Origin of the sequence: Chryseotalea sanaruensis, from assembly GCF_003990915.1 — a bacterium.
Lineage (GTDB): Bacteria > Bacteroidota > Bacteroidia > Cytophagales > Cyclobacteriaceae > Chryseotalea > Chryseotalea sanaruensis.
This window is the reverse complement of sequence record NZ_BHXQ01000002.1, coordinates 759,256-779,687: the sequence shown is the minus strand read 5'-3', so window position 1 is coordinate 779,687 and position 20,432 is coordinate 759,256. Positions and strand designations below refer to the sequence as shown.

At 40.0% G+C, this 20,432-nt stretch carries 19 protein-coding genes and 1 tRNA gene; 11 read left to right on the top strand and 9 right to left on the bottom strand.

All coding sequences use genetic code 11. The features are described from left to right. Positions 1-294 precede the first annotated feature (294 nt). Positions 295-1,038: a LytR/AlgR family response regulator transcription factor gene (locus tag SanaruYs_RS07845; RefSeq protein ID WP_127121963.1), complete on the bottom strand. Its 744-nt coding sequence runs from the start codon at positions 1,036-1,038 to the stop codon at positions 295-297. Further along, positions 1,035-2,165 (bottom strand): sensor histidine kinase, encoded by a 1,131-nt coding sequence (locus tag SanaruYs_RS07840; protein WP_127121962.1) that lies wholly within the window; start codon positions 2,163-2,165, stop codon positions 1,035-1,037. The genes SanaruYs_RS07845 and SanaruYs_RS07840 overlap by 4 nt, the downstream gene beginning before the upstream one ends. Before the next feature lie 148 nt (positions 2,166-2,313). On the opposite strand from SanaruYs_RS07840, the gene SanaruYs_RS07835 reads away from it, so the two are divergent. After that, positions 2,314-3,528: a carboxypeptidase-like regulatory domain-containing protein gene (locus tag SanaruYs_RS07835; protein WP_127121961.1), complete on the top strand. Its 1,215-nt coding sequence runs from the start codon at positions 2,314-2,316 to the stop codon at positions 3,526-3,528. Positions 3,529-3,839: 311 nt separating this feature from the next. Here the strand turns inward: SanaruYs_RS07835 and SanaruYs_RS07830 are convergent, their stop codons facing one another. The 3 genes from SanaruYs_RS07830 to SanaruYs_RS07820 form a co-directional block, all read right to left on the bottom strand. Continuing rightward, complete coding sequence (locus SanaruYs_RS07830) at positions 3,840-5,036, bottom strand: pyridoxal phosphate-dependent aminotransferase (RefSeq protein WP_370684883.1); 1,197 nt, start codon at positions 5,034-5,036, stop codon at positions 3,840-3,842. Positions 5,037-5,250: 214 nt separating this feature from the next. Beyond that, positions 5,251-5,859: a recombination mediator RecR gene (gene recR, locus SanaruYs_RS07825; protein ID WP_127121959.1), complete on the bottom strand. Its 609-nt coding sequence runs from the start codon at positions 5,857-5,859 to the stop codon at positions 5,251-5,253. Between the two features lie 62 nt (positions 5,860-5,921). Next, positions 5,922-6,203: an ATP-dependent Clp protease adaptor ClpS gene (locus SanaruYs_RS07820; RefSeq protein ID WP_127121958.1), complete on the bottom strand. Its 282-nt coding sequence runs from the start codon at positions 6,201-6,203 to the stop codon at positions 5,922-5,924. An 88-nt stretch (positions 6,204-6,291) separates the two neighbouring features. Between SanaruYs_RS07820 and SanaruYs_RS07815 the strand changes: the two genes are divergently transcribed. After that, a complete protein-coding gene (locus tag SanaruYs_RS07815) occupies positions 6,292-7,749 on the top strand; it encodes a sodium:solute symporter (protein ID WP_127121957.1) in 1,458 nt (485 codons plus the stop codon). 230 nt (positions 7,750-7,979) lie between these two features. Here SanaruYs_RS07815 and SanaruYs_RS07810 read toward each other — a convergent pair whose 3' ends face one another. Continuing rightward, a complete protein-coding gene (locus tag SanaruYs_RS07810) occupies positions 7,980-8,330 on the bottom strand; it encodes an MGMT family protein (protein ID WP_127121956.1) in 351 nt (116 codons plus the stop codon). A 51-nt stretch (positions 8,331-8,381) separates the two neighbouring features. Between SanaruYs_RS07810 and SanaruYs_RS07805 the strand changes: the two genes are divergently transcribed. From SanaruYs_RS07805 to SanaruYs_RS07790, 4 genes are all read left to right on the top strand, one after another. Then, on the top strand, positions 8,382-9,911 hold the full coding sequence (locus tag SanaruYs_RS07805) for a hypothetical protein (RefSeq protein WP_127121955.1): 1,530 nt from the start codon (positions 8,382-8,384) through the stop codon (positions 9,909-9,911). Positions 9,912-10,033: 122 nt separating this feature from the next. Next, positions 10,034-10,121, top strand: a tRNA-Ser gene (locus SanaruYs_RS07800). A gap of 302 nt (positions 10,122-10,423) precedes the next feature. Next, positions 10,424-11,416 carry a type IV toxin-antitoxin system AbiEi family antitoxin gene (locus tag SanaruYs_RS07795; protein ID WP_127121954.1) on the top strand — a complete coding sequence of 331 codons (993 nt, stop codon included), beginning with the start codon at positions 10,424-10,426 and terminating at the stop codon, positions 11,414-11,416. Beyond that, on the top strand, positions 11,391-12,239 hold the full coding sequence (locus SanaruYs_RS07790) for a hypothetical protein (protein ID WP_127121953.1): 849 nt from the start codon (positions 11,391-11,393) through the stop codon (positions 12,237-12,239). The genes SanaruYs_RS07795 and SanaruYs_RS07790 overlap by 26 nt, the downstream gene beginning before the upstream one ends. Before the next feature lie 116 nt (positions 12,240-12,355). On the opposite strand, the gene SanaruYs_RS07785 is transcribed toward SanaruYs_RS07790, so the two are convergent. Both SanaruYs_RS07785 and SanaruYs_RS07780 read right to left on the bottom strand, forming a co-directional pair. Continuing rightward, complete coding sequence (locus tag SanaruYs_RS07785; protein WP_127121952.1) at positions 12,356-12,796, bottom strand: hypothetical protein; 441 nt, start codon at positions 12,794-12,796, stop codon at positions 12,356-12,358. A 2-nt stretch (positions 12,797-12,798) separates the two neighbouring features. Then, the gene (locus tag SanaruYs_RS07780; protein ID WP_127121951.1) at positions 12,799-13,047 is read right to left on the bottom strand and encodes a hypothetical protein; all 249 of its coding nucleotides are present in this window, start codon (positions 13,045-13,047) and stop codon (positions 12,799-12,801) included. 123 nt (positions 13,048-13,170) lie between these two features. Between SanaruYs_RS07780 and SanaruYs_RS07775 the strand changes: the two genes are divergently transcribed. The 3 genes from SanaruYs_RS07775 (at position 13,171) to SanaruYs_RS07765 (ending at position 16,289) form a co-directional block, all read left to right on the top strand. Further along, entirely contained in the window at positions 13,171-13,389 is a 219-nt protein-coding gene (locus SanaruYs_RS07775; RefSeq protein WP_127121950.1) for a helix-turn-helix domain-containing protein, read from the top strand. A gap of 111 nt (positions 13,390-13,500) precedes the next feature. Continuing rightward, positions 13,501-15,060, top strand: a complete 1,560-nt coding sequence (locus tag SanaruYs_RS07770) for a type I restriction-modification system subunit M (RefSeq protein WP_127121949.1) — start codon at positions 13,501-13,503, stop codon at positions 15,058-15,060. Between the two features lie 2 nt (positions 15,061-15,062). Further along, entirely contained in the window at positions 15,063-16,289 is a 1,227-nt protein-coding gene (locus tag SanaruYs_RS07765; protein ID WP_127121948.1) for a restriction endonuclease subunit S, read from the top strand. Between the two features lie 64 nt (positions 16,290-16,353). On the opposite strand, the gene SanaruYs_RS07760 is transcribed toward SanaruYs_RS07765, so the two are convergent. Further along, positions 16,354-16,560 carry a hypothetical protein gene (locus tag SanaruYs_RS07760; protein ID WP_127121947.1) on the bottom strand — a complete coding sequence of 69 codons (207 nt, stop codon included), beginning with the start codon at positions 16,558-16,560 and terminating at the stop codon, positions 16,354-16,356. Positions 16,561-16,604: 44 nt separating this feature from the next. On the opposite strand from SanaruYs_RS07760, the gene SanaruYs_RS07755 reads away from it, so the two are divergent. After that, positions 16,605-17,555 (top strand): Abi family protein, encoded by a 951-nt coding sequence (locus SanaruYs_RS07755; protein ID WP_127121946.1) that lies wholly within the window; start codon positions 16,605-16,607, stop codon positions 17,553-17,555. Further along, complete coding sequence (locus SanaruYs_RS07750) at positions 17,552-20,422, top strand: type I restriction endonuclease subunit R (protein ID WP_218022388.1); 2,871 nt, start codon at positions 17,552-17,554, stop codon at positions 20,420-20,422. Before SanaruYs_RS07755 ends, SanaruYs_RS07750 begins: the two co-directional genes overlap by 4 nt. Positions 20,423-20,432: the final 10 nt, after the last annotated feature.

The following is a 20,432-nucleotide window of genomic DNA, read 5'->3' as shown; positions in this document are numbered from 1 at the left end:
ATAATTCATAATTCATAATTCATAATTCATAATTCATAATTCATAATTCATAATTCATAATTCATAATTCATAATTCATAATTCATAATTCATAATTCATAATTCATAATTCATAATTCATAATTCAAAATTCAAAATTCAAAATTCAAAATTCAAAATTCAAAATTCAAAATTCAAAATTCATAATTCATAATTCATAATTCATAATTCATAATTCATAATTCATAATTCAAAATTCAAAATTTCAAACTGGTTACTCAATTCGAAATTTTGAACCTGAAATTTGTCAACTGATTAAACGACTTTTTTCCTGATCAACTTCGCATAAGTGCGGCTAACCGGAAAACTTTTTCCATTATTCATCTTCACAATCATGCCTCCATTAAAGTGCTTTTCAATTTCCTTTAAAGAGTTGATGTTGATAATGGTGCTTCTGTGAACGCGAATGAAAATATCGGGATTCAGAATCTCTTCGAGTTTACCAATTCCTGAAGAGCTTACAAACTGATCATTTTTAGTGGTGAGAATGGTGTAGTCACCCGAAGCCTCCAAGTGCTCAATTTCTTCAACGGAAAGGTTAATAAGCTTCTCAGACTTCTGAACAAAAATATGTGAGTCGTATGAAGAACGATTCTCAGTCTTCATGTTACGCAACAATTCACCCACATTATTCTGATCAGTATTCATACGCCCGATCGCGCGATCTACTGCGAGCTTAAACCGCTCATGATCGATAGGCTTCAATAAATAATCAACTGCATTTTTTTCAAAAGCCTTTATGGCATATTGATCGTAGGCAGTTGTGAAAATCACAAAAGGATCGTGCGTGATTTCATCCAATACATCAAAACCATTCATGCCTGGCATTTGTACATCCAGAAAAATTAAATCTGGCTTTAGCTCGTCAATTTTATCAACTGCTTCTGTCCCCTTTGAACATTCTCCCATTAAGGTCAGTTCAGGATGTTGACCTAAAAATTCTTTGAGGAGTTCTCTTGCCAGGGGTTCATCATCTATTATTAAGCAATTAATTTTCATACAGCTTTATTTAATTCTTCGTTTATCAAGTGTGTTCTTGTGCTAGGTACATTAACTTCAGTAGGTATAAAAAAACTTACCGAATATCCATTTTCGTTTGAGCGTATTCGCAAGCCAGAACCAGGACCGAAAATACTTCTCAGACGTTGATCAGTATTACTTAAACCTACACCAGAGCCGGTATAGCTGTCCATCACTTTCTTTGCTTTTGAGCCAAGCCCATCATCTTTAACTTCAAAAAAAATCGTGCCCTCCTCTGTGCGTTTAACCGTTAGTACAATCGTGCCCCCCTCGTCTTTGGGTGCAATACCGTATTTAACTGAATTTTCTACGAGTGGCTGTAGAATCATAGGAGGTATAGCCACACTCAGGCAGGTAAAATCAACATTCTTTACAAACCGTAAACGTTCACCGAAGCGAACTTGTTGTATCCGCATGTAGCTATCGATGAAATCAATTTCGTGTAAAAGCTTAACCATTTGGTCGCCATGCGAATCTAACGCATAACGAAAAATGTCAGAAAGCTGTGTAATTACTTTGCGTGCCTGCTCTTTACTGGAGCCAACTAGTGTATTAATCGAGTTAAGCGTATTGAAGAGAAAATGAGGATTGATCTGCGATTTCAATAAGGAGAGTTGCATCTCCCTATTCTTCAGCGTAAGCTCGCTCTTCTCTTGCTCCTTCTTTTGAACGTTATAGAAGTATTGAATGATATAAAAAACAGCAAGTGAAATTACATATTGATTATGGAAGTCAACACCCTCCCATTTTAACAACCCCAACAAGTGCTCTTTCCAATGATCAAAGTAAACATAGCCCTCTACATAATCTTGTAGATAATAGGACAGGGAACCCATTAAAAAAAAATACACAGTGGTACCCAGAATATGCCCAACAACCTGAACATAAATACTGAATTGAAAGAGAAAACGCGCGTATAAAAATATGGCTATTATGAGAACACACAGCGCTTCAAACAAGTATAAAGCATTCCAAAAAATGAAGGCATGGGGAGTTTCAAACTCATATTGAAGAATAGTGCTTACCCCAAAATTAAGGGCATACCAGAGGCAGAGCAGCACATAAGCCCTTTTCCAGATATTCGGTATGTTGTCCAATAAGCCCAAGAAATCACAAATTGAGACTAAAGTTAGTCATCGAAAAGCAAACCCAGTTAAAGTTTTCTATAAACCGATAAACGTTCAATTTTAGGGTTTATCTTACGTTACGTTTGAAAAACTACCTCCCTTCACCATCTTTAAGGCTAATTATAAAATGCGAGGGTTCCTTATCATTCTTTTCGTTGTCTGCTTTAATCTGGCACAGGCTCAAACCATTACGCTGTCAGGCAAGGTAGTGGACAAAATCTCACAAGAATCGCTTGCTTTTGCTTCAATCGGCATAAAGGGTAAATCCTTGGGTGTAATAAGCAACCTACAGGGGGAGTTTGATTTCTATATCCCTAATGAGTTCAGAAACGAAATTCTGGTTATCAGTATGCTTGGTTATAAAAGCTACGAAGCCCCGATTTGGTCAATTACCGGTAGCTCCTTAGTTAGAATAGAAATGGAGCGCTCAACCACCTTCTTGAAAGAACTTATTGTGGAGGATTCCCTTAAAGGCGGAGACGTCCTGCGAATTGCTTTAGCCAGAGCTAATGATAACCTTCCGCAAAAGCCCTTTTTACTAGACGGCTTTTACAGAGACATTAAGCGAGTTGGTGGCACTTATATTTCATTAATGGAGGCAGCAGTGCAAATTTATGATGAAGATTCGAAAGAGCCGCGGAACAAGCACAAACTAAAAGAGCGTGTAAAGCTTGTGGAAATGCGGCAAAGTCTTGGATACGAAAGTAAATTCACTACTTATTTTGATCAGGATAATCTGTTAGAAGACCTATTACTGAATAACAACATTCGTTATCGTCAAATTGATGCGCGCGAAGAACTATTTGCAGTGATGAATCGCGAAAAGGACTCTTACTACAATGGCCACGAGATTTTTGTAGTGGCCTATACTGGTGAGTACTCACTACGTTTTTTTATAGATAAGGAAGATTTCGCCATTATTCGTTTTGAGTTTAAAACCAATACCGATACTCAGGATGTAGTAGGTAAGAGAAAGAATCTTGAAGGACGATTTGCCGGCACTGATAAAGTTGTAGAGTTTAAACGCTATGAGGGCAAAATGTATATCAGTTTTATGAAGATGACTTCAGCTATTAACTGGTACGACCTGGAAAAAAATGAATTGAAATTTAAAACAGAGTTGTTCCAGCAACTACTCATTAATAACATAAATACCAATCCTCTCTCCAGAATCGGAGCCACAGAAAGCATGAAACGTTATGGCTTACAGTTCCAACATTTCAACTACAATAAAGATTTTTGGGATAGCTACAACGTTATCAAGCGTACACCACTCGACTCACAAATTATTGCAGACCTTGAAAAGGCCGGCCCACTTGAAAAACAGTTTGAGGAGAATTAAGTGAGCAGATGGGATTTAATAATGGACAATTGACAATTTTTGCCAGCTCCTCCGAATCTATAATTCAATGTTGTTTCGGATTAAAAATCCTTTGATAAGGCTTCCGGATTATAAATTCGAAAGAGCGTCATTTAATTATTGACAATGGACAACTAATAGTAGGCATACGAAATAGGCAGTTGACAAAATTGCTTCGAGCAATGGCTTGATTGTTAATTGTTAATTGTCCATTGAAAACTCAACTCTTCCGAATTTGCAATTCGGAAGCTATATCTCAAGGTCTGTGACCTTGACCTTACATGAAAATGTTATTAATTCAGCAAAGCCAATGCATCCTTAATTCTTTGTAACGCTGTTCGTAAATCACTTTCTGAAGCGGCATAAGAAAGGCGAACACAATTATCATCGCCAAAAGCACCACCCGATACTAAAGACACATTTGCCTTCTCCAATAAATAAATACAGAGATCGTCAGCGTTTTTTACTCTAGTAGTACCATCCGATTTGCCAAAGAAAGAACTTACATCCGGAAAGAAGTAAAAAGCACCTTGTGGGTAGTTAGATTTTAATCCTGGTATATCTTTCAATAAATTATAAACAACATCTCTTCTTCTACGATATTCTTCCACCATTTTTTTAGTTGGTGTTATATCCCCAGCGATGGCAGCCAAGGCCGCACGCTGTGCAATTGAACAATTGGCAGAAGTAATCTGACCCTGTACTTTATTGCAACCATCGGCTATCCATTTAGGTGCAGCAATGTAACCAACGCGCCAGCCTGTCATAGCGAAGCCTTTGGCAAAACCATTTACGGTAATGGTGCGATCAAACATACCGGGGAAAGAAGCAATACTGGTTTGCTCTCCGCTAAAATCAATATGTTCATAAATCTCATCAGCAATTACCAATAAGTTCTCATGCTTCAACACTACATTGGCAATGTCTTGCAATTCCTTTTTAGTAAATACTGATCCGGTAGGATTGCACGGTGAAGAAAAAATTACAGCTTTTGTTTTAGGTGTAATCGCTTTCTCTAATTGTGCAGCCGTAACTTTAAAATCATTTTCAATACTGCCACTTACCAATACCGGTGTGCCTTCTGCCAGTCGCACCAGCGCATCATAACTTACCCAATACGGAGAAAATACAATTACCTCATCACCAGGATTTAACAAGGCAATCATGGTGTTGGCGATAGATTGCTTGGCACCATTAGACACTACAATATTTTCTGCCTTATAAGGCACATTATTTTCTTTCTGATACTTTGCAGCGAGCGCCTCGCGTAAATCCTGATAGCCCGCTACTGGTGGATATGAAAAATAACGACCATCATCGATTGCATTTTTAGCAGCTTCACAAATATGTGCAGGTGTTTTAAAGTCAGGCTCACCAAGGCTGAGGTTGATTACATCAATTCCTCTGGATTTAAACTCACGTGCTTTGGCGGCCATTGCCAATGTTGCTGATTCCTGAATAGCTTCAATGCGGTTAGAAAGTTTCTTCATAATAAAAATTGAAGTTGGTAAGTTAGAGCAAATAAGAGATAAGTAAAAATACTAGTTAACGGTATTGTCCAACTAAATTAATCTCTCATAACCACTTGATTTTCCTGATACTTTTCTGACTGGCCTTACTCCCACCTCTCTCCAGGGGAGAGAGACAGCAGTATCAAGAAAATCAAGTGGTTACATGAAGCTTTAATCAGATAATATTTCCTGCTTAACTAAAAAGTGTTCTGCCCGAGATGCTTCTCCCTAATGTTATTTCATCAGCATATTCCAGATCGCCACCAATGGGCACACCGCGGGAAATTACGCTGATCTTAACCGGCAACTCTTTAATTTTTTTGTGGATGTAAAAAGAAGTCGTGTCACCTTCCATAGTTGGGCTCAAGGCTAAAATAACCTCTTTCACTTCATTGGCAGGATCTGTAATACGCTTTACGAGCGACTCAATTTTTAACTCACTCGGCCCCACACCATTGATCGGAGAAATTACCCCACCTAACACATGGTATTGCCCGTTATACTGCGCTGTGTTTTCTATAGCCATTACATCTTTAGTGTCCTCCACTACACACACCAAAGTTTGGTCGCGCCTGTGGCTCAAACAAATGCTGCAAATTTCGGCATCTGAAATATTATGGCATTTATTACAATAGCGAATGTTTGCTCTTAGATTTGAAAGTGCTTCAGTAAGCGCAAAAGTATTTTCTTGTTTCTCCTTTACTAAGTGAAGCACTAAGCGCAGCGCAGTTTTCTTTCCTATACCCGGAAGTTTAGACACCTGGTTTACTGCTTCTTCAATTAGTTTAGAGGGAAATTCCATTAGCAGGTTTGATAGTAAAACTTAAGTCTGAAAGCTTGTGTCTTATGCCTCAAGTCTTCGACTTAAAGAATTTTTGCATCAATGCCTTCTTCACAAATGGCATCGCGATATGGTTTTAAAAAATCGAAAGTGCCAAGCTTAACTGTGCAGCGGCCCTTATGGTGAATTAGCCAGGTACACTGTTCTGCCTGTTCAGGTGTGTGCTTACAAACCTTAATAAGCGTTCGTATTACATGCTCAAAAGTGTTGAAGTCGTCATTGAAAACAACCAACTCCATCTGTTCGGTGATTTCAATCACCTCCAACAGCTCCACTTCTTCTTCTGTCAAAACATCTGGCTTCATGATACAAAAATAATAACAAAGGTATTAACAAATAAAATGAGATTTGGATTTCCCCTTTTTTACTAATTGTTTGGGTAAAATTTGAGTTATGACACCAGGTTTAGTGGCCACCATCATGTTGCTGTATTTCGTAGTACTCATTGGCATTTCGCTGATTACCTCGAAAGGAGCGGATACAACGACCTTTTTCACCGCTAACAGAAAGTCGCCTTGGTATCTGGTGGCTTTTGGTATGATCGGTGCCAGCTTGTCGGGCGTAACCTTTATTTCAGTGCCGGGCAATGTGGGTAAAATCGGTTTTGGCTACTTTCAGATTGTATTGGGCTATCTGGTTGGCTATTGGGTAATCATGTTTGTACTCATGCCCCTCTATTATCGGTTAAATCTTATTTCCATTTACACCTATCTGGAGCAACGATTTGATCAATATGCTTATAAAACCGGTGCATTCTTTTTTCTGGTTTCACGTACAATAGGCTCATCGTTGCGTCTCTATTTAGCGGCTACAGTATTGCAGCTTTTTCTTTTCGATGCCTGGGGTGTGCCTTTTGCATTTACTGTAGCCACAACTATTGTTTTAATATGGCTCTACACCTTTAAAGGTGGTATTAAAACCATTGTGTGGACAGACACTTTTCAAACACTATTTCTGGTTTCTGCTGTTGCCATCTGTGTGTACATTATTGCTAATCGCATGGGACTTTCATTTAGCGGAATGGTTGCCCTTATTGAGGAGAGTAACTACTCCAGAATATTTTATTTTGATGATATAAACAGTACGCTGTTTTTCCCTAAACAATTTTTAGGAGGTGCCTTCATTGCCATTACCATGACGGGCATGGATCAGGAGATTATGCAAAAAAACCTGACGTGCAAAAATGTAGGTGAAGCACAAAAAAATATGTTTTGGTTCAGCCTTACCCTGGTAATTGTAAACTTACTTTTCCTTACACTGGGTGCGTTGCTTTACCTATACAGTGCACAACAAGGCATCGCTATTCCTGCAGCATCTGATGAGTTGTTTCCTCGTCTTGCGCTTACTGAATTTGGTATGGTAGCAGGGGTGTTTTTTCTGCTGGGCATTATTGCATCATCATACGCCAGTGCAGACTCCGCTTTGGCGGGCCTCACCACTTCTTTCTGTATTGACTTTTTAAACTTTAAAGACAAAAATGAAAATCAGAAACGCAGAGAAAAATTTATTGTTCACGTTTCCTTCTCTGTCCTATTCCTTATCATCATTCTTGTGTTCAAAGAAATAAACGAACGCTCTGTAATTGATGCCGTGCTCAATGTGGCTGGTTATACCTATGGCCCCTTGCTTGGTTTGTTTGCTTTTGGCTTATCCAATCAAAGGTCAGTTCAGGGTAAGCTCGTTCCATTAGTTTGTGTTTTATCGCCACTGTTTTCTTATTTAATCAGTGCTAATTCACAAGCCTTACTGAATGGCTACAACTTCGGAATTGAAATATTAATTGTAAACGGTTTGATTACCTTTTTTGGCTTGTGGCTTATTTCTTCTGATAAAAAGAAGTTGGTGGCATAACCTGCATGGCTATAAAAAAGAAAAGCCGCCTTTTTCAAGGCGACCTCTCTCTCGATTAAAACCAACCCCACATATCTTCAAGTTTCGCTCCCCAAAACGAAACATTCCATGTTGATTCGTAATCTTAGTAATACGAAGAGTGTGCCATGTAAGAAATGGCGTTAATTGAAGTGTTTTGAGCCTATTAAAAGGATTTTCTTCCTGTTTTGGGAAAACTCATTCCAAAACTATCAGCCTAACTCCTTGGCAGGATCCCAGAATTTTTCGGAAAAGTATTGCACTTTATCTTTAATGACCTTTAATCCCTCTTTTTCCAACAATTGCTGCATAGCGTTGGGAGTCTTAAAATGATGTTTACCCGTAAGCATACCGTTACGATTAAGCACCCGATGAGCGGGCACGCCCTTAGGTGCACCATGCATAGCCCACCCTACCATACGCGCACTCATTTTAGTACCCAGGTAGTTGGCAATAGCACCATAACTGCTCACGCGGCCTTTCGGGATCAATTTTACCACATCATACACATTCTCGAAGAAATTGTACGCTTGTGGTTTCTTTTGCTGTTGTGTGCTTTTCATACTTTACAACTTGCTAAATTTACATTTCATTTTTAACCGAGACCTATAGCCTTGAAAAAATTCAGCCTCGCTCTACTACTTGTCCTCTATGCCCATCTTTGTCAGGCGCAGACGTATGAGTGGATTTTCCCATCTAACGAAAGTTGGATAAATGTGAATGAGGGAGAAGAGCTCAATTTTATAATTAAAACAAATGCCAATTTACCTACGCGCTTTTCGCTTGAAAATGCCGGGGTTACCAATATTCAGCTAGACTCTGCAGGAAATTTCAAGTGGCAACCCTCCTTCGACCTCGTTGATCGCATTGCCAAAACAAAAGAGTTAACCATTGTTTTCCATGCCAGCATAGCTGATGGTCAGCGGCTACGCAAAGCCATTACCTTTACCATCAATCATGTTAACCGCCCGCCCGTAGTGGAAGAGTTGCCTGCTTTTTATGTAAAACAAGCTTCCAGTAATTCATATCAGATCTCAAGTGATTATGTCTATGACCCCGATGGAGATCCGCTGGTGTTCAAAGCCATTCCTCCACAGATGCCTGAGGAGTCATCCTTATCATCGCAGGGACAGTTTTTATGGAAACCTTCACGCGGCCAATTCAATGCCTTGAAAGCAAATCCGTTATTCGTGGAGTTTATTGTACAAGATCAACCAGAGAAGGCCGAAACCAAAGGCAGATTAAAAATTGCACAGACACAGCAGGACTTACCTCCTGAAATTTTGATCGTTCCCGGTGACTCTATCTTCACGCTTAAAGAAGATGAAATGCTTAACCTTAAGTTATACATCTCAGACCCTAACGGAGATGACAACATTAGAAGTGCCGGTTTTTTATCGAAAGATTTACGAGTTCCTGAAAGTTCTTTGAAAGAGAATACACCTCTGCAATATGAATTTACCTGGATGCCAGGTTACGATTTTGTAGAAGAGGACGAGAAGCAATTAGTTAACGAGATCATTTTCTTTACACTGGATAAATCCAATAATCGCTCGCAACGTAAAATCCGTGTGCGCATTAATGATGCTGAAAATCTTGTGCAGAAAGACGCGCTTCAGTACCAGAAGTACTACAACAACATGTTGTCGGCCATGCAGCTGATTAATATTCTGGATGCAAACCAGAAGCAGCTGAATCAGGATTATAAGAAAGCCAGAAAAGGTAAGAAGCATCGCTCTATTATTAACGCAACCCTGGGGGGAGTTACCGGTTTATCGCCACTGGCTTTGGAGCCCGACAATTCAAAAATTGTGTCGGGCGTTGGTGGTACCACCGTGTTGACTTTGGGTACACTTGAGGCTACTGAAGTAATTGGTCGTTCTAAGGAAGCGATTTTAGAAAAAATTAAAATCACTATTGAAATCAGAAACAAAGTACAGGCAGCCGGAGATGAGTTTGCTCGGAAGTACGCTTTGAAGTCTTCGCGCAGAAATGCTGACTTTGAAAAAGACATTGATAAGCTCCGCACTGCTATGAATGACCAAAAACTGGTGCTTTTAGAGATCGATGCCTTTCAAAAAAATCAGCCACGAGCCGATACGAAAGCCTTACGCAGAGTTTTTATTGATTTTAGTGAGGAATAACTGGCGTTCTTAACAAGAATCTTCTTTCAGAATTTTGGAGGAATCACTTGAAATTCTACCTTTGCACTCCTTAAAAATCGGTGAACCGACCGTTTCATGGTTTTTGGCCATGAAAATAACACAGAGGAGTGGTAGAGCGGTTTATTGCACCGGTCTTGAAAACCGGAGACGTGAAAGCGTCCGGGGGTTCGAATCCCTCCTCCTCTGCCAAGTAAGCGTCAAACACAATCAAAGCCTCGAAATCATTAGGATTTCGAGGCTTTTTGTTTTCATCCGTTTTCCAAAATATTGAAAGCCCTTATTCCTTAGATTATACCAATAGAGGTACCTGTAATTCTCTAAGAGTTACTGGCATCGAATTGTCGAATTAGGCCTGATAATCAACTTGTTCGGGAACCAATACTTCCTCCCATTGGCAGAGTGGAGAAATAAGGTGGTATGGCTTGGTAAAAAGTCATTCGTTCACTATTTTTGAATGTTCACGTTTACGTGTACAGTTAAATTTTGTGAACATGAAAGAAGAAGAGATCATTGATAAAGCGCTAGAAAACCTTGAAAAACAGACCCAAATTATGGGAAAATGGGCTCAAAACGGGCCAAAAGAGCTTGATGGACAACTTACGCTTACCCTCGAAAACGAGCGGCTAAAGTTCAATACAGAGATCAAAACCGAACTCCGAAATCACCTTATTCCCCAAATTCTGGAATACAACCAGCGCTTCGATCCTTTCATGCTGGTGGTGGGTCGAATCTTTCCAAAAATAAAAGAGCAACTCAGGCAGCACAATGTAGCCTACCTCGAAGCCAATGGTAATTTTTTTCTGAAGAAAAACCAGAAATGGTTTTTCATTGACAACAACCCACCCTTGCCGGTAGAACAAGACAACCGGAACAGAGCCTTCACCAAAACTGGTTTAAAAGTCCTGTTTGAATTTCTGTTGGATAAAAAACTGATTACCCAGCCCTACCGGCAAATAGCCGAGTACACACAAACAGCTGTTGGTGGTATTACCAACATTATTCAGGGACTGAAGCAAGAGGGCTTTGTTGTACCCCTTAATAAAAACGAAATCAAACTCATCAACAAAGAAGAGCTTATTCGTAAGTGGGTTGAAGCCTACGAATACACCCTGAAGCCAACATTAAAAATTGGCACCTTCCGGATGGCCGATCAAACCAACACATGGCAAGATCTGAGGTTTAACCTGAATAGAACACGATGGGGAGGAGAACCTGCTGGTGACATTTTAACAAACTACCTAAGACCAGAGGACTTAATACTCTATACAGAAGAAACACGGAATGATCTTATAAAAAACTACAGATTAATTCCTGATGAAAACGGAAAAGTGAAAGCTTATAAAAAGTTTTGGTTGAACCAGGAAGATCATGAAACCATGGTTCCTCCACTATTAACCTATGCCGATCTGATGAATACAAACGAAAAACGCTGCAGAGAAACAGCACAAAAAATTTACGATGACTACATCCGGCCAAACTTATAAAGAACTTGCTATTCCCTACTTCGAGGAGGTGTTTCGGATTATCGATACAGTGCTATCCGAACGAAACATTCCGTATTACCTGGTAGGCGTAAACGCTATCGCACTGGAGCTACTGGAGAAAGGACACAAGCCCAGCCGAGGTACCAAAGACATTGACTTCGCCATCATGATTTCATCGATGAAAGCATTTGATGAAGTAGCAGAAAGTTTGGTTAGCAAAAGATTTAACAAAGTAGCCGCACCGTGGACATTCTACCACCCTGAGTATAAGGTAGTGATTGACCTACTTCCTTTCGGTGAAGTGGAAGAAAACGACACCGCAAATTTCAACGAGCGTTACTCCGACTTGCATGTATTGGGCTTCAAAGAGGTATTAGCGCAATCAAAAGATATTTTTATTGAAGAAAAGATTGCTCGTATTCCTCCACTGCATGGCATGGTAATACTAAAATTAGTAGCCTGGAGTGATCGGCCCGAAGAACGCGATAATGACCCTTATGATATTCTGCATATCATCACAAAGTACTTCGATCTTGAATTTGATGACATTGTTAAAAACCACTTCGATGCTTTTCCGGAAGGCGACTTAAACGAATTACAATTAGCTGCCCGAGTGTTGGGTAGGAAGGCAGCTGAGATTTTACAACACTCCAATAAACTCAAAGAACGCATCCTATCTATTCTCGAAAAGAATAGCACCGACCCTGCCGAATCTCCCGTTGCCAAACAATGGGCCAAGAAGCATGACTGGGATTTGGAGTATGCAGGAAGTTTGTTGACGGAATTAAAAAGAGGTATTGAAGAAACTCTGGAAAAGAAATGAGCAGCGCCTATAAAAATTAATAGAAGTAGCCCTGCCGAATGCACTCGCCTTGATAACGCATTACAACGCACAACACCAACAATTACCTAGTTATAAGTATGACTAGTAAAGCTTCTCTAACTGACACTTGCTTGCGTGATAATAAGCACTTCTGAATGACCAGACTGACTCGGATAGAGGAGAGGGTTGAATACAAATTGATTTTCGAGATGGACTTTGTAATGCGGAAAGCGTTGCGCCAGGTCTTGTTGCATGAAATGTGCTTGCTGATGGCGCAGTTGGTAGGGCATACGCAGCTCGTAGCAGAAGCGCTCGTGTAGTGGCGTAGTGTTATTGACTTGATAGATAGTATGCCTGATAATTTTTTTCTGCAACACGCCATACGCTAACATGAAAAGTGCGCTTAGGCTTAGGTTGTAAATCTGTAAGTGGTGCGTAGCCGGCAGCGTATCGTTAATGGTAAAGCCGCTGCACAAGTTATTATTGAAGGGCGAGAGTGAGGAGTGGTAAGCATTCTGTGCTAAGGTGCCAGCGCTGTTACTAAAGAGAGAAGGCATAACTATAAAAAATAATCTTCCTCACTGCGCACCAAAAAATCTGCGTAGTAAGCACTCCATTGCTTTTGTTTGCTTAGCTCAAAGTGGAGCAGCAAGGCATAAATCGTTTTTAAATCATCCTGTATGGCCTCATCACAATCGTCTATAATAATGTGCGACAGCATATTTAAGAGGGCACTTTTATAGCGCTTTACATCATCGCTGGTGGAAATGGGGATTTCGATTTTAAACAAATGCTGACAATCGATCATATATTTTGTCAATATTATCTTGTCAAAGATACAGAATATATTGACAAATTAACATTTTAGTGAAGAAATTCTGTACATAAGTCAAAAAAAAGGATATTAGAGTACAGAATTGATTGACTCTATATGACCAAGCTTGGTGAATACCTGGATAAGAAAGCTGTAAAAAAATCACAAATCTCTCGAAGAACGGGATTGAGTAAGCAGCGCATGAGCGAACTCACTACTAATGAAACTTCGAAACTTCGTGCCGATGAATTATACCTGATCGCCTTAGCCATTGAAGTTGATCCTTGTGATTTACTCCAATATGTGTGTAGTGAATTGAAGTTGCCAAAGGCCTAACACCACAGCTTTTTTTTATGCCCTTCTTGCCCTACCTTTAGCATGAGCCCATCTACCTTCTTTTATAAGAAAAGGAGAGAGGTGGGCTTTTGAATTACTATTTACTCGTACATGTCTGAAAAACTTGAACAACTTCTCTGGAGAATAGCCGACACCCTGCGCGGCAAAATGGATGCTGATGATTTTCGCGACTATATTCTAGGCTTTATCTTCTATAAATACCTCAGTGAAAGAATGCATGCTTATGCTGATGAGGTATTAGAACCAGACGGAATTACCTATTTGGATATAGATGAAGACAACAAACAAGATAAACTCATTCTTGAGCACGTACGAGAGGAGGCCATAGATGCCTTAGGATACTTTTTAAAGCCTTCCGAATTATTTGGAGCACTGGCCTCAAGAACGAATGCTGAGGGTAAAGCACATTTTATTTTGGCTGATCTTTCCAGGATACTCACCAACATTGAACAAAGCACAATGGGTACGGCCAGTGAGGAAGAGTTTAGTCACCTGTTCGAAGACCTCGACTTATCCAGCAGCAAACTTGGTAAAACTGAAAATGAAAAAAATGAGTTGATCGTGCGCATTATGCAGCAGCTCGATCAGGTAGATTTTGATTTAGATAATCCTAAGAACGACATCTTAGGTGATGCCTACGAATATTTGATTGGCAAGTTTGCCAGTGGTGCCGGTAAGAAAGCCGGTGAGTTTTATACGCCACAACAAGTAAGCATGGTGTTGGCACGTCTTGTTACCGTTGGGAAAACCAAACTCAAAAATGTGTACGACCCTACGTGCGGCTCCGGTTCCTTATTGCTGCGCGTAGCAAGAGAAGTAGGCCAGAAAAATGTAGGAAAAATTTACGGGCAGGAGAGTAACCCTACTACCTACAACTTATGTCGCATGAACATGATCATGCACAATGTGCACTACAAAAAGTTCGACATTAAAAATGAAGACACACTGGAGCGCCCCGCGCACTTAGACCTGCGCTTCGAAGCCATCGTTGCTAATCCGCCATTCTCGGCAGAATGGAGTGCAAGCCCTTTGTTTATGAGTGATGATCGCTATGCACCTTATGGTCGCTTAGCACCCAAGAGCACTGCCGACTTTGCTTTTGTGCAGCACATGGTTCACCAGCTTGATGACAAAGGCACCATGGCCTGCGTGTTACCACATGGTGTGCTGTTCCGCGGTGGAGCCGAAGGCCACATACGCGAGTACCTTATAAAAGAAAAAAATTGTCTCGATGCCATCATCGGTTTGCCTTCCAATATTTTTTATGGTACAGGCATACCCACGTGCATTATGGTAATGAAGAAAAAGCGTGAGCATAGCGACAATGTGTTGTTTATAGATGCCAGTCAGCACTTTGAGAAAGTGAAAACGCAAAACGTGCTGCGCCCTCAGGACATTGACAAGATCATAGATACCTACAAAGCTCGCAGGGCTGAAGACAAGTACAGTTACACAGCCACCTTGGAAGAAATTGCCGAGAACGACTACAACCTGAACATACCACGCTATGTAGATACCTTCGAAGAAGAAGAAGCGGTTAACCTGAAAGCCGTGGCCAAAGAATTGAAGAAGCTCGATGCCGGCATGAAAGCCACCGATGCTACAATTGAAAAATTTTGTAAGGAATTGGGGATTGAAAGTCCGTTTTGAGTATGAAAGTAATTCCAAAATTGAGGTTTAAGGAGTTTAATGATAACTGGGAAACAACTCCATTAATTAATTTGTCAGTAAATGGGTTTAGTAACGGAGCTTTTAATGATCCTAAAAAGGTAGGAAGTGGTTACAGAATAATCAATGTAAAAGACATGTACATTGATGGTACTATAAATATTGATACTTTAACACGGGTAGCAATTGATGAACAAGAATTTTTAAAAAACAGAGTAGAATATGGTGATATATTTTTCACAAGATCTTCATTAGTTAAAGAAGGAATTGCTTACTCTAATGTAAATCTTAATAATGTAAACGATTTGACTTATGATGGGCATTTGATAAGAATGCGACCTAATAAGCAGAAGCATTCTCCTGTTTTCTTGTATTATAATTTCTCCACATCAACAGCAAGAAAACAATTTATAAAAAGAGGGAAAACAGCGACTATGACAACGATTGGCCAAGAAGATATTGCCAAAGTCGAAATAACCTACCCTTCCCTCCCTGAACAACAGAAAATCGCTTCGTTTTTAAGTGCGGTAGATGAAAAGATACAGCAACTCACGCGCAAAAAAGAATTGCTCGAACAATACAAAAAGGGCGTGATGCAACAACTCTTCTCCGGCAAACTCCGCTTCAAAGACGAAAACGGCAAACCCTACCCGAAGTGGGAGGAGAAGAGATTAGGTGACATTGGAATTATAACAACTGGTAGTACTCCTTCAACTTCTATCCCTGAATTTTATAATGGCGATAATTTATTTGTCTCTCCTTCGGATATTGGCAATGGCAGATATATTACAAAAACCAAGACAACCTTAACAGAATCGGGCATCAGAGAAGGACGACTAATAAAAGAAGGTAGTGTGTTATTTGTTTGCATTGGTTCTACTATTGGTAAAGTTGCGCAGGCTGGAAAAGAATGTATTACAAATCAACAGATAAACTCAATAGAAGCGAACGGTTTAAATTCAAATGAGTTTATTTATTCATTATTAGAGCATAACGCTTTAAGGATTAAACCCCTTGCAGGAACACAAGCTGTTCCGCAAATTAATAAGACCGATTTCTCACGACTAAAATTTAGTTTCCCATTTTTATTAGAACAACAAAAAATCGCCAGCTTCCTCACCACCCTGGATGCCAAAATAGAAAGCGTGGCCACGCAAATAGCCCAAACCCAAACGTTTAAAAAAGGATTGTTGCAGCAGATGTTTGTATGAAAATTGTCAGAATCAAGATTTTCAGGATTAGTAGATTAAACAGGATTGCGAAAGCGAGAAAATCCTATCCATCCTCAAATCCAGAAAATTCTAATTCAGACAGTTGGCTTGTTGCAGCGGATGTTTGTCTAATTTTATTATATAAAATCATGGAAAAGGGTAAAAAATATAATACTTTTGTATTAACAGTACCTGAGTTACTTACCGTAAGATCAGTTCTCGGGTCTTTTTTCTTAGCAAGTTCTTCTACTAAAGATAATACACCCTCCATGCCTCTCTCTGATGCACACTTGGGGGGTTTTTTCTTTTATACCCATGGCTAAGAAAATATACCAAAAGGACCCCTTATCCTTTCAGGATCAACTGCTGTTACTCCAAAACCGTGGTCTTACTGTACCTGATCAGTCTAAGGCAATTAGCTATTTAAAAGAGATAAGCTACTACCGTCTCAGTGCATATTTCTTGCCCTATCAATCTCAAAAAGATCAGTTTAATCAAGGAACAACTTTTGATCAAATTATAGATACCTATTCGTTTGACAGAGAATTACGTTTGTTGGTTTTTGATTGCATTGAACGAATTGAAATCGCCATACGAACACAAATGATTTATCAAATGGCTATGCACCATCATGATTCGCATTGGCAAGATAATCAGGCGCACTTTATCACCCCTTTCTATAATAAAATCGGTGCACTGGTAGATCCTTATCAAGATTTGCAATCCGTCATCTCCAAAGCAAAAACTGCACGCACGCCTGAAGTCTTTATCAAGCATTACATCAACACCTATAGCAGTCCGGCTAATCCACCCGCCTGGATGTGCCTGGAATTGTTAACCATTGGCGAACTTTCGCACATCTACAGGGGGTTGCGCAATAACAGTGATAAGAAAAGGATAGCCGATTTCTTTGATGTACACCATACTGTGTTTACCTCATGGCTGCACACGCTTACCTATGTGCGAAACATTTGCGCACACCATTCTCGTCTTTGGAACCGCGACTTTGCTATTGAACCCGATCGGTTGTTAAAACCTGTGGGTCCATGGGTCGGAGTGTTTTTTCAAAATAATAAGCGGTCCTTTTATTTTATCTGTGTGCTGAAATACCTCTTGCAACGAGCCAACCCGGGCAATAGCCTGAAGACTAAGTTGGAGATCTTGTTTGCAAAATATCCACACGTACCCATTCAATTTTTAGGAATCCCTTCTGATGGTAGGGGAAATCGATTAGATTGGAGAGCAGAACCCCTTTGGCAATCATGATAAATTCAGAGGCAATAGTAGAAACCAACTTAATTCAAAAACTCAAAGAGTTGGGTTATCACTTTATTGCCGTGCATGACAGTGAAGCGCTGTTATCAAACTTGAAATCTCAGCTTGAGCGTTTCAACAAAACTTCTTTCACCACAAAAGAATTTGATGCTATACTGAATCACCTTGCCAAAGGCAATGTATTTGAGAAAGCGAAAACCCTTCGTGATCGATATAATCTAGCCAAAGAAGATGGTACTACATTTTATGTCCGCTTCTTTAATAATGAAGCTTGGTCACAAAATCTGTATCAAGTCACTAACCAGCTTCAACAGCAAGGTTCCTTTCTCAACCGCTACGATGTAACCTTGCTCGTTAATGGTTTGCCTTTGGTGCAGATTGAACTCAAGAGAAAGGGAATTGAAATCAAAGAAGCCTTTAACCAAATCAATCGTTACCAAAAACATTCTTTCTGGAGCAATCATGGTCTGTTTCAGTATGTGCAGCTATTTGTTATCAGCAATAGTCTGGATACAAAATATTTAGCCAACAATGCCTTGCAATCGGTGATGCAAACTTTTTTCTGGTCAGATAAAGAGAATAGAAGGATTACAGATCTTAGCGCATTTACCAATTCCTTTTTAAATCCAGACCATTTAGGAAAATTCATTTCGCACTATGTTGTGCAAAATGAAACATTTAAAAACATGATGATTCTGCGGCCTTACCAATACTATGCGGTGGAGGCCATCATCAAGCAAGTAAAAACCAGTAACAACAACGGCTACATCTGGCATACTACCGGCTCGGGCAAAACATTAACGTCTTTCAAGGCAAGTCAAATCATTATGGACTTGCCCGAAGTATATAAAGTGGTATTTGTGGTCGACCGCAAAGACCTCGATTATCAAACCATGAACGAATTCAACGCCTTCAAAAAAGACAGCGTTGATGTAACTGATAATACAGCCTCCCTGGTAAGTCAATTAACCGATGATACCAAACTGGTGCTCACCACCATTCAAAAACTAAACAACGCCATTTCGAGGGCGCACTTTGAAAAGAAGCTTACCCATCTTCGTGAGAAGAAAGTAGTCTTCATTTTTGATGAGTGCCACCGCTCACAGTTTGGCGACACACATGAACGCATCACACAATACTTTCAGAAAGCTCAACTGTTTGGCTTTACAGGTACACCCATTTTTGCTGAGAATGCTGCTAAGAATGAATTCGGTAAGCGAACCACCAAAGATTTATTTGGGGAGTGTTTGCATAAGTATGTGATCACCGATGCTATTCGCGATCAGAATGTATTGCGCTTTGGTATCGAGTACATCGGCAAGTACAAGCAGAAGAGTAACACCTTTATGGATATTGAGGTAGAAGACATCGATCGTCCCGAAGTTTGGGCCGATGAAAAGCGCCTTGGTAAAATTGTTGATTACATCATTGCCTACCACGGACAAAAAACATTCAATAAAGAGTTCTCTTCCATTTTTGCGATCAGTAGCATTGAGAACCTGATTAAGTACTACGAGATTTTTAGAAAGAAGAAAGAAGCGGGCGAACATGATCTGAGAGTAGCTACCATCTTCACCTTTGGTGCTAATGAAGAAGACGAAGATGCGCAAGACCAGCTTCCGGGAGATGAGCTGTTGATGGCTGCTGATCCAAAGGCTACCTACAAGTCAAGCCACACCCGAGATAAACTGGAAGAGTTTATAAAAGATTATAACAAGCTCTATGGTACAGCCTTTTCTACACAGGACGGTCAGCAGTTTGAGAATTATTTTAAGGACATCAGCAAGCGTTTAAAGGAAAGAGAGAAAGAAACTTTCAATGATGAGAAAGACCGTCTGGATATTTTATTAGTCGTGAACATGTTCCTCACTGGTTTTGATGCGAAGAAGGTAAACACCTTGTATGTAGACAAGAATCTGAAGCATCATGGACTCATCCAAGCCTACTCAAGAACCAATCGCATTTTAGGAGAGAAGAAATCGCAAGGCAATATTCTTGCCTTCAGAAATTTGAAAAACGCAACGGATAATGCCATTACTTTATTCTCTAACAAAGAAGCGATTGAAGACATTATTCTTCCTCCGTTTGAAGTCATTGCCAAGCGCTTCGATGAAGCCTTGCAGAATTTGTTGAGAATAACGCCAACACCACAAAGTGTAGATGAGTTGGTAAGCGAGGAGGATGAAGCAGCTTTCATTCAAGCCTTCAGAGCCTTGCTGCGGGCTAAAAACGTATTGGAATCCTATGCAGACTTTAGTTGGGAAGCTTTAGGCATTGATGAAGAAACCTTCATTGATTTCCAGACTAAATACATAGACCTATATGCAAAAGTCAAACGTGAGAATGCCAAGCAAAAAACATCTATTTTAAATGACATAGACTTTGAGGTAGAGCTAATCCACCGCGACATCATCAATGTAGCCTACATCATCAAGCTTTTAGCCAAACTGAAGCAGGCCAAGCAATCCGAAAAAGAGAAGCAGCGTAAAGCCATCATGGATTTGTTGGGTAGCGATGTTCAACTCCGAAGCAAGCGTGAATTGATTGAAAAATTCATAGACGAGAATCTTCCTAAGATTGAAGACGCAGATAGAATACAAGAGGAGTTTGAGCAATATTGGCAAGACCAAAAAGTTTTAGCGCTCGCCAAACTGTGTGATGAAGAGGGCTTAGACAAAGAGCAATTCAAAGCCTTAATTGACGCTTATATTTATAGTGGTCAGGAACCCTTACGCGATGATATTTTTAAATGCTTGGGCAATCGCCCCAGCATTCTGCAAGCACGTAATATTGGCGAAAGGATATTGAACAAGATGAAAGAGTTTGTGGAGGTGTTTGAGCAGGGAATGGTCGCATAGCCTCAGCATT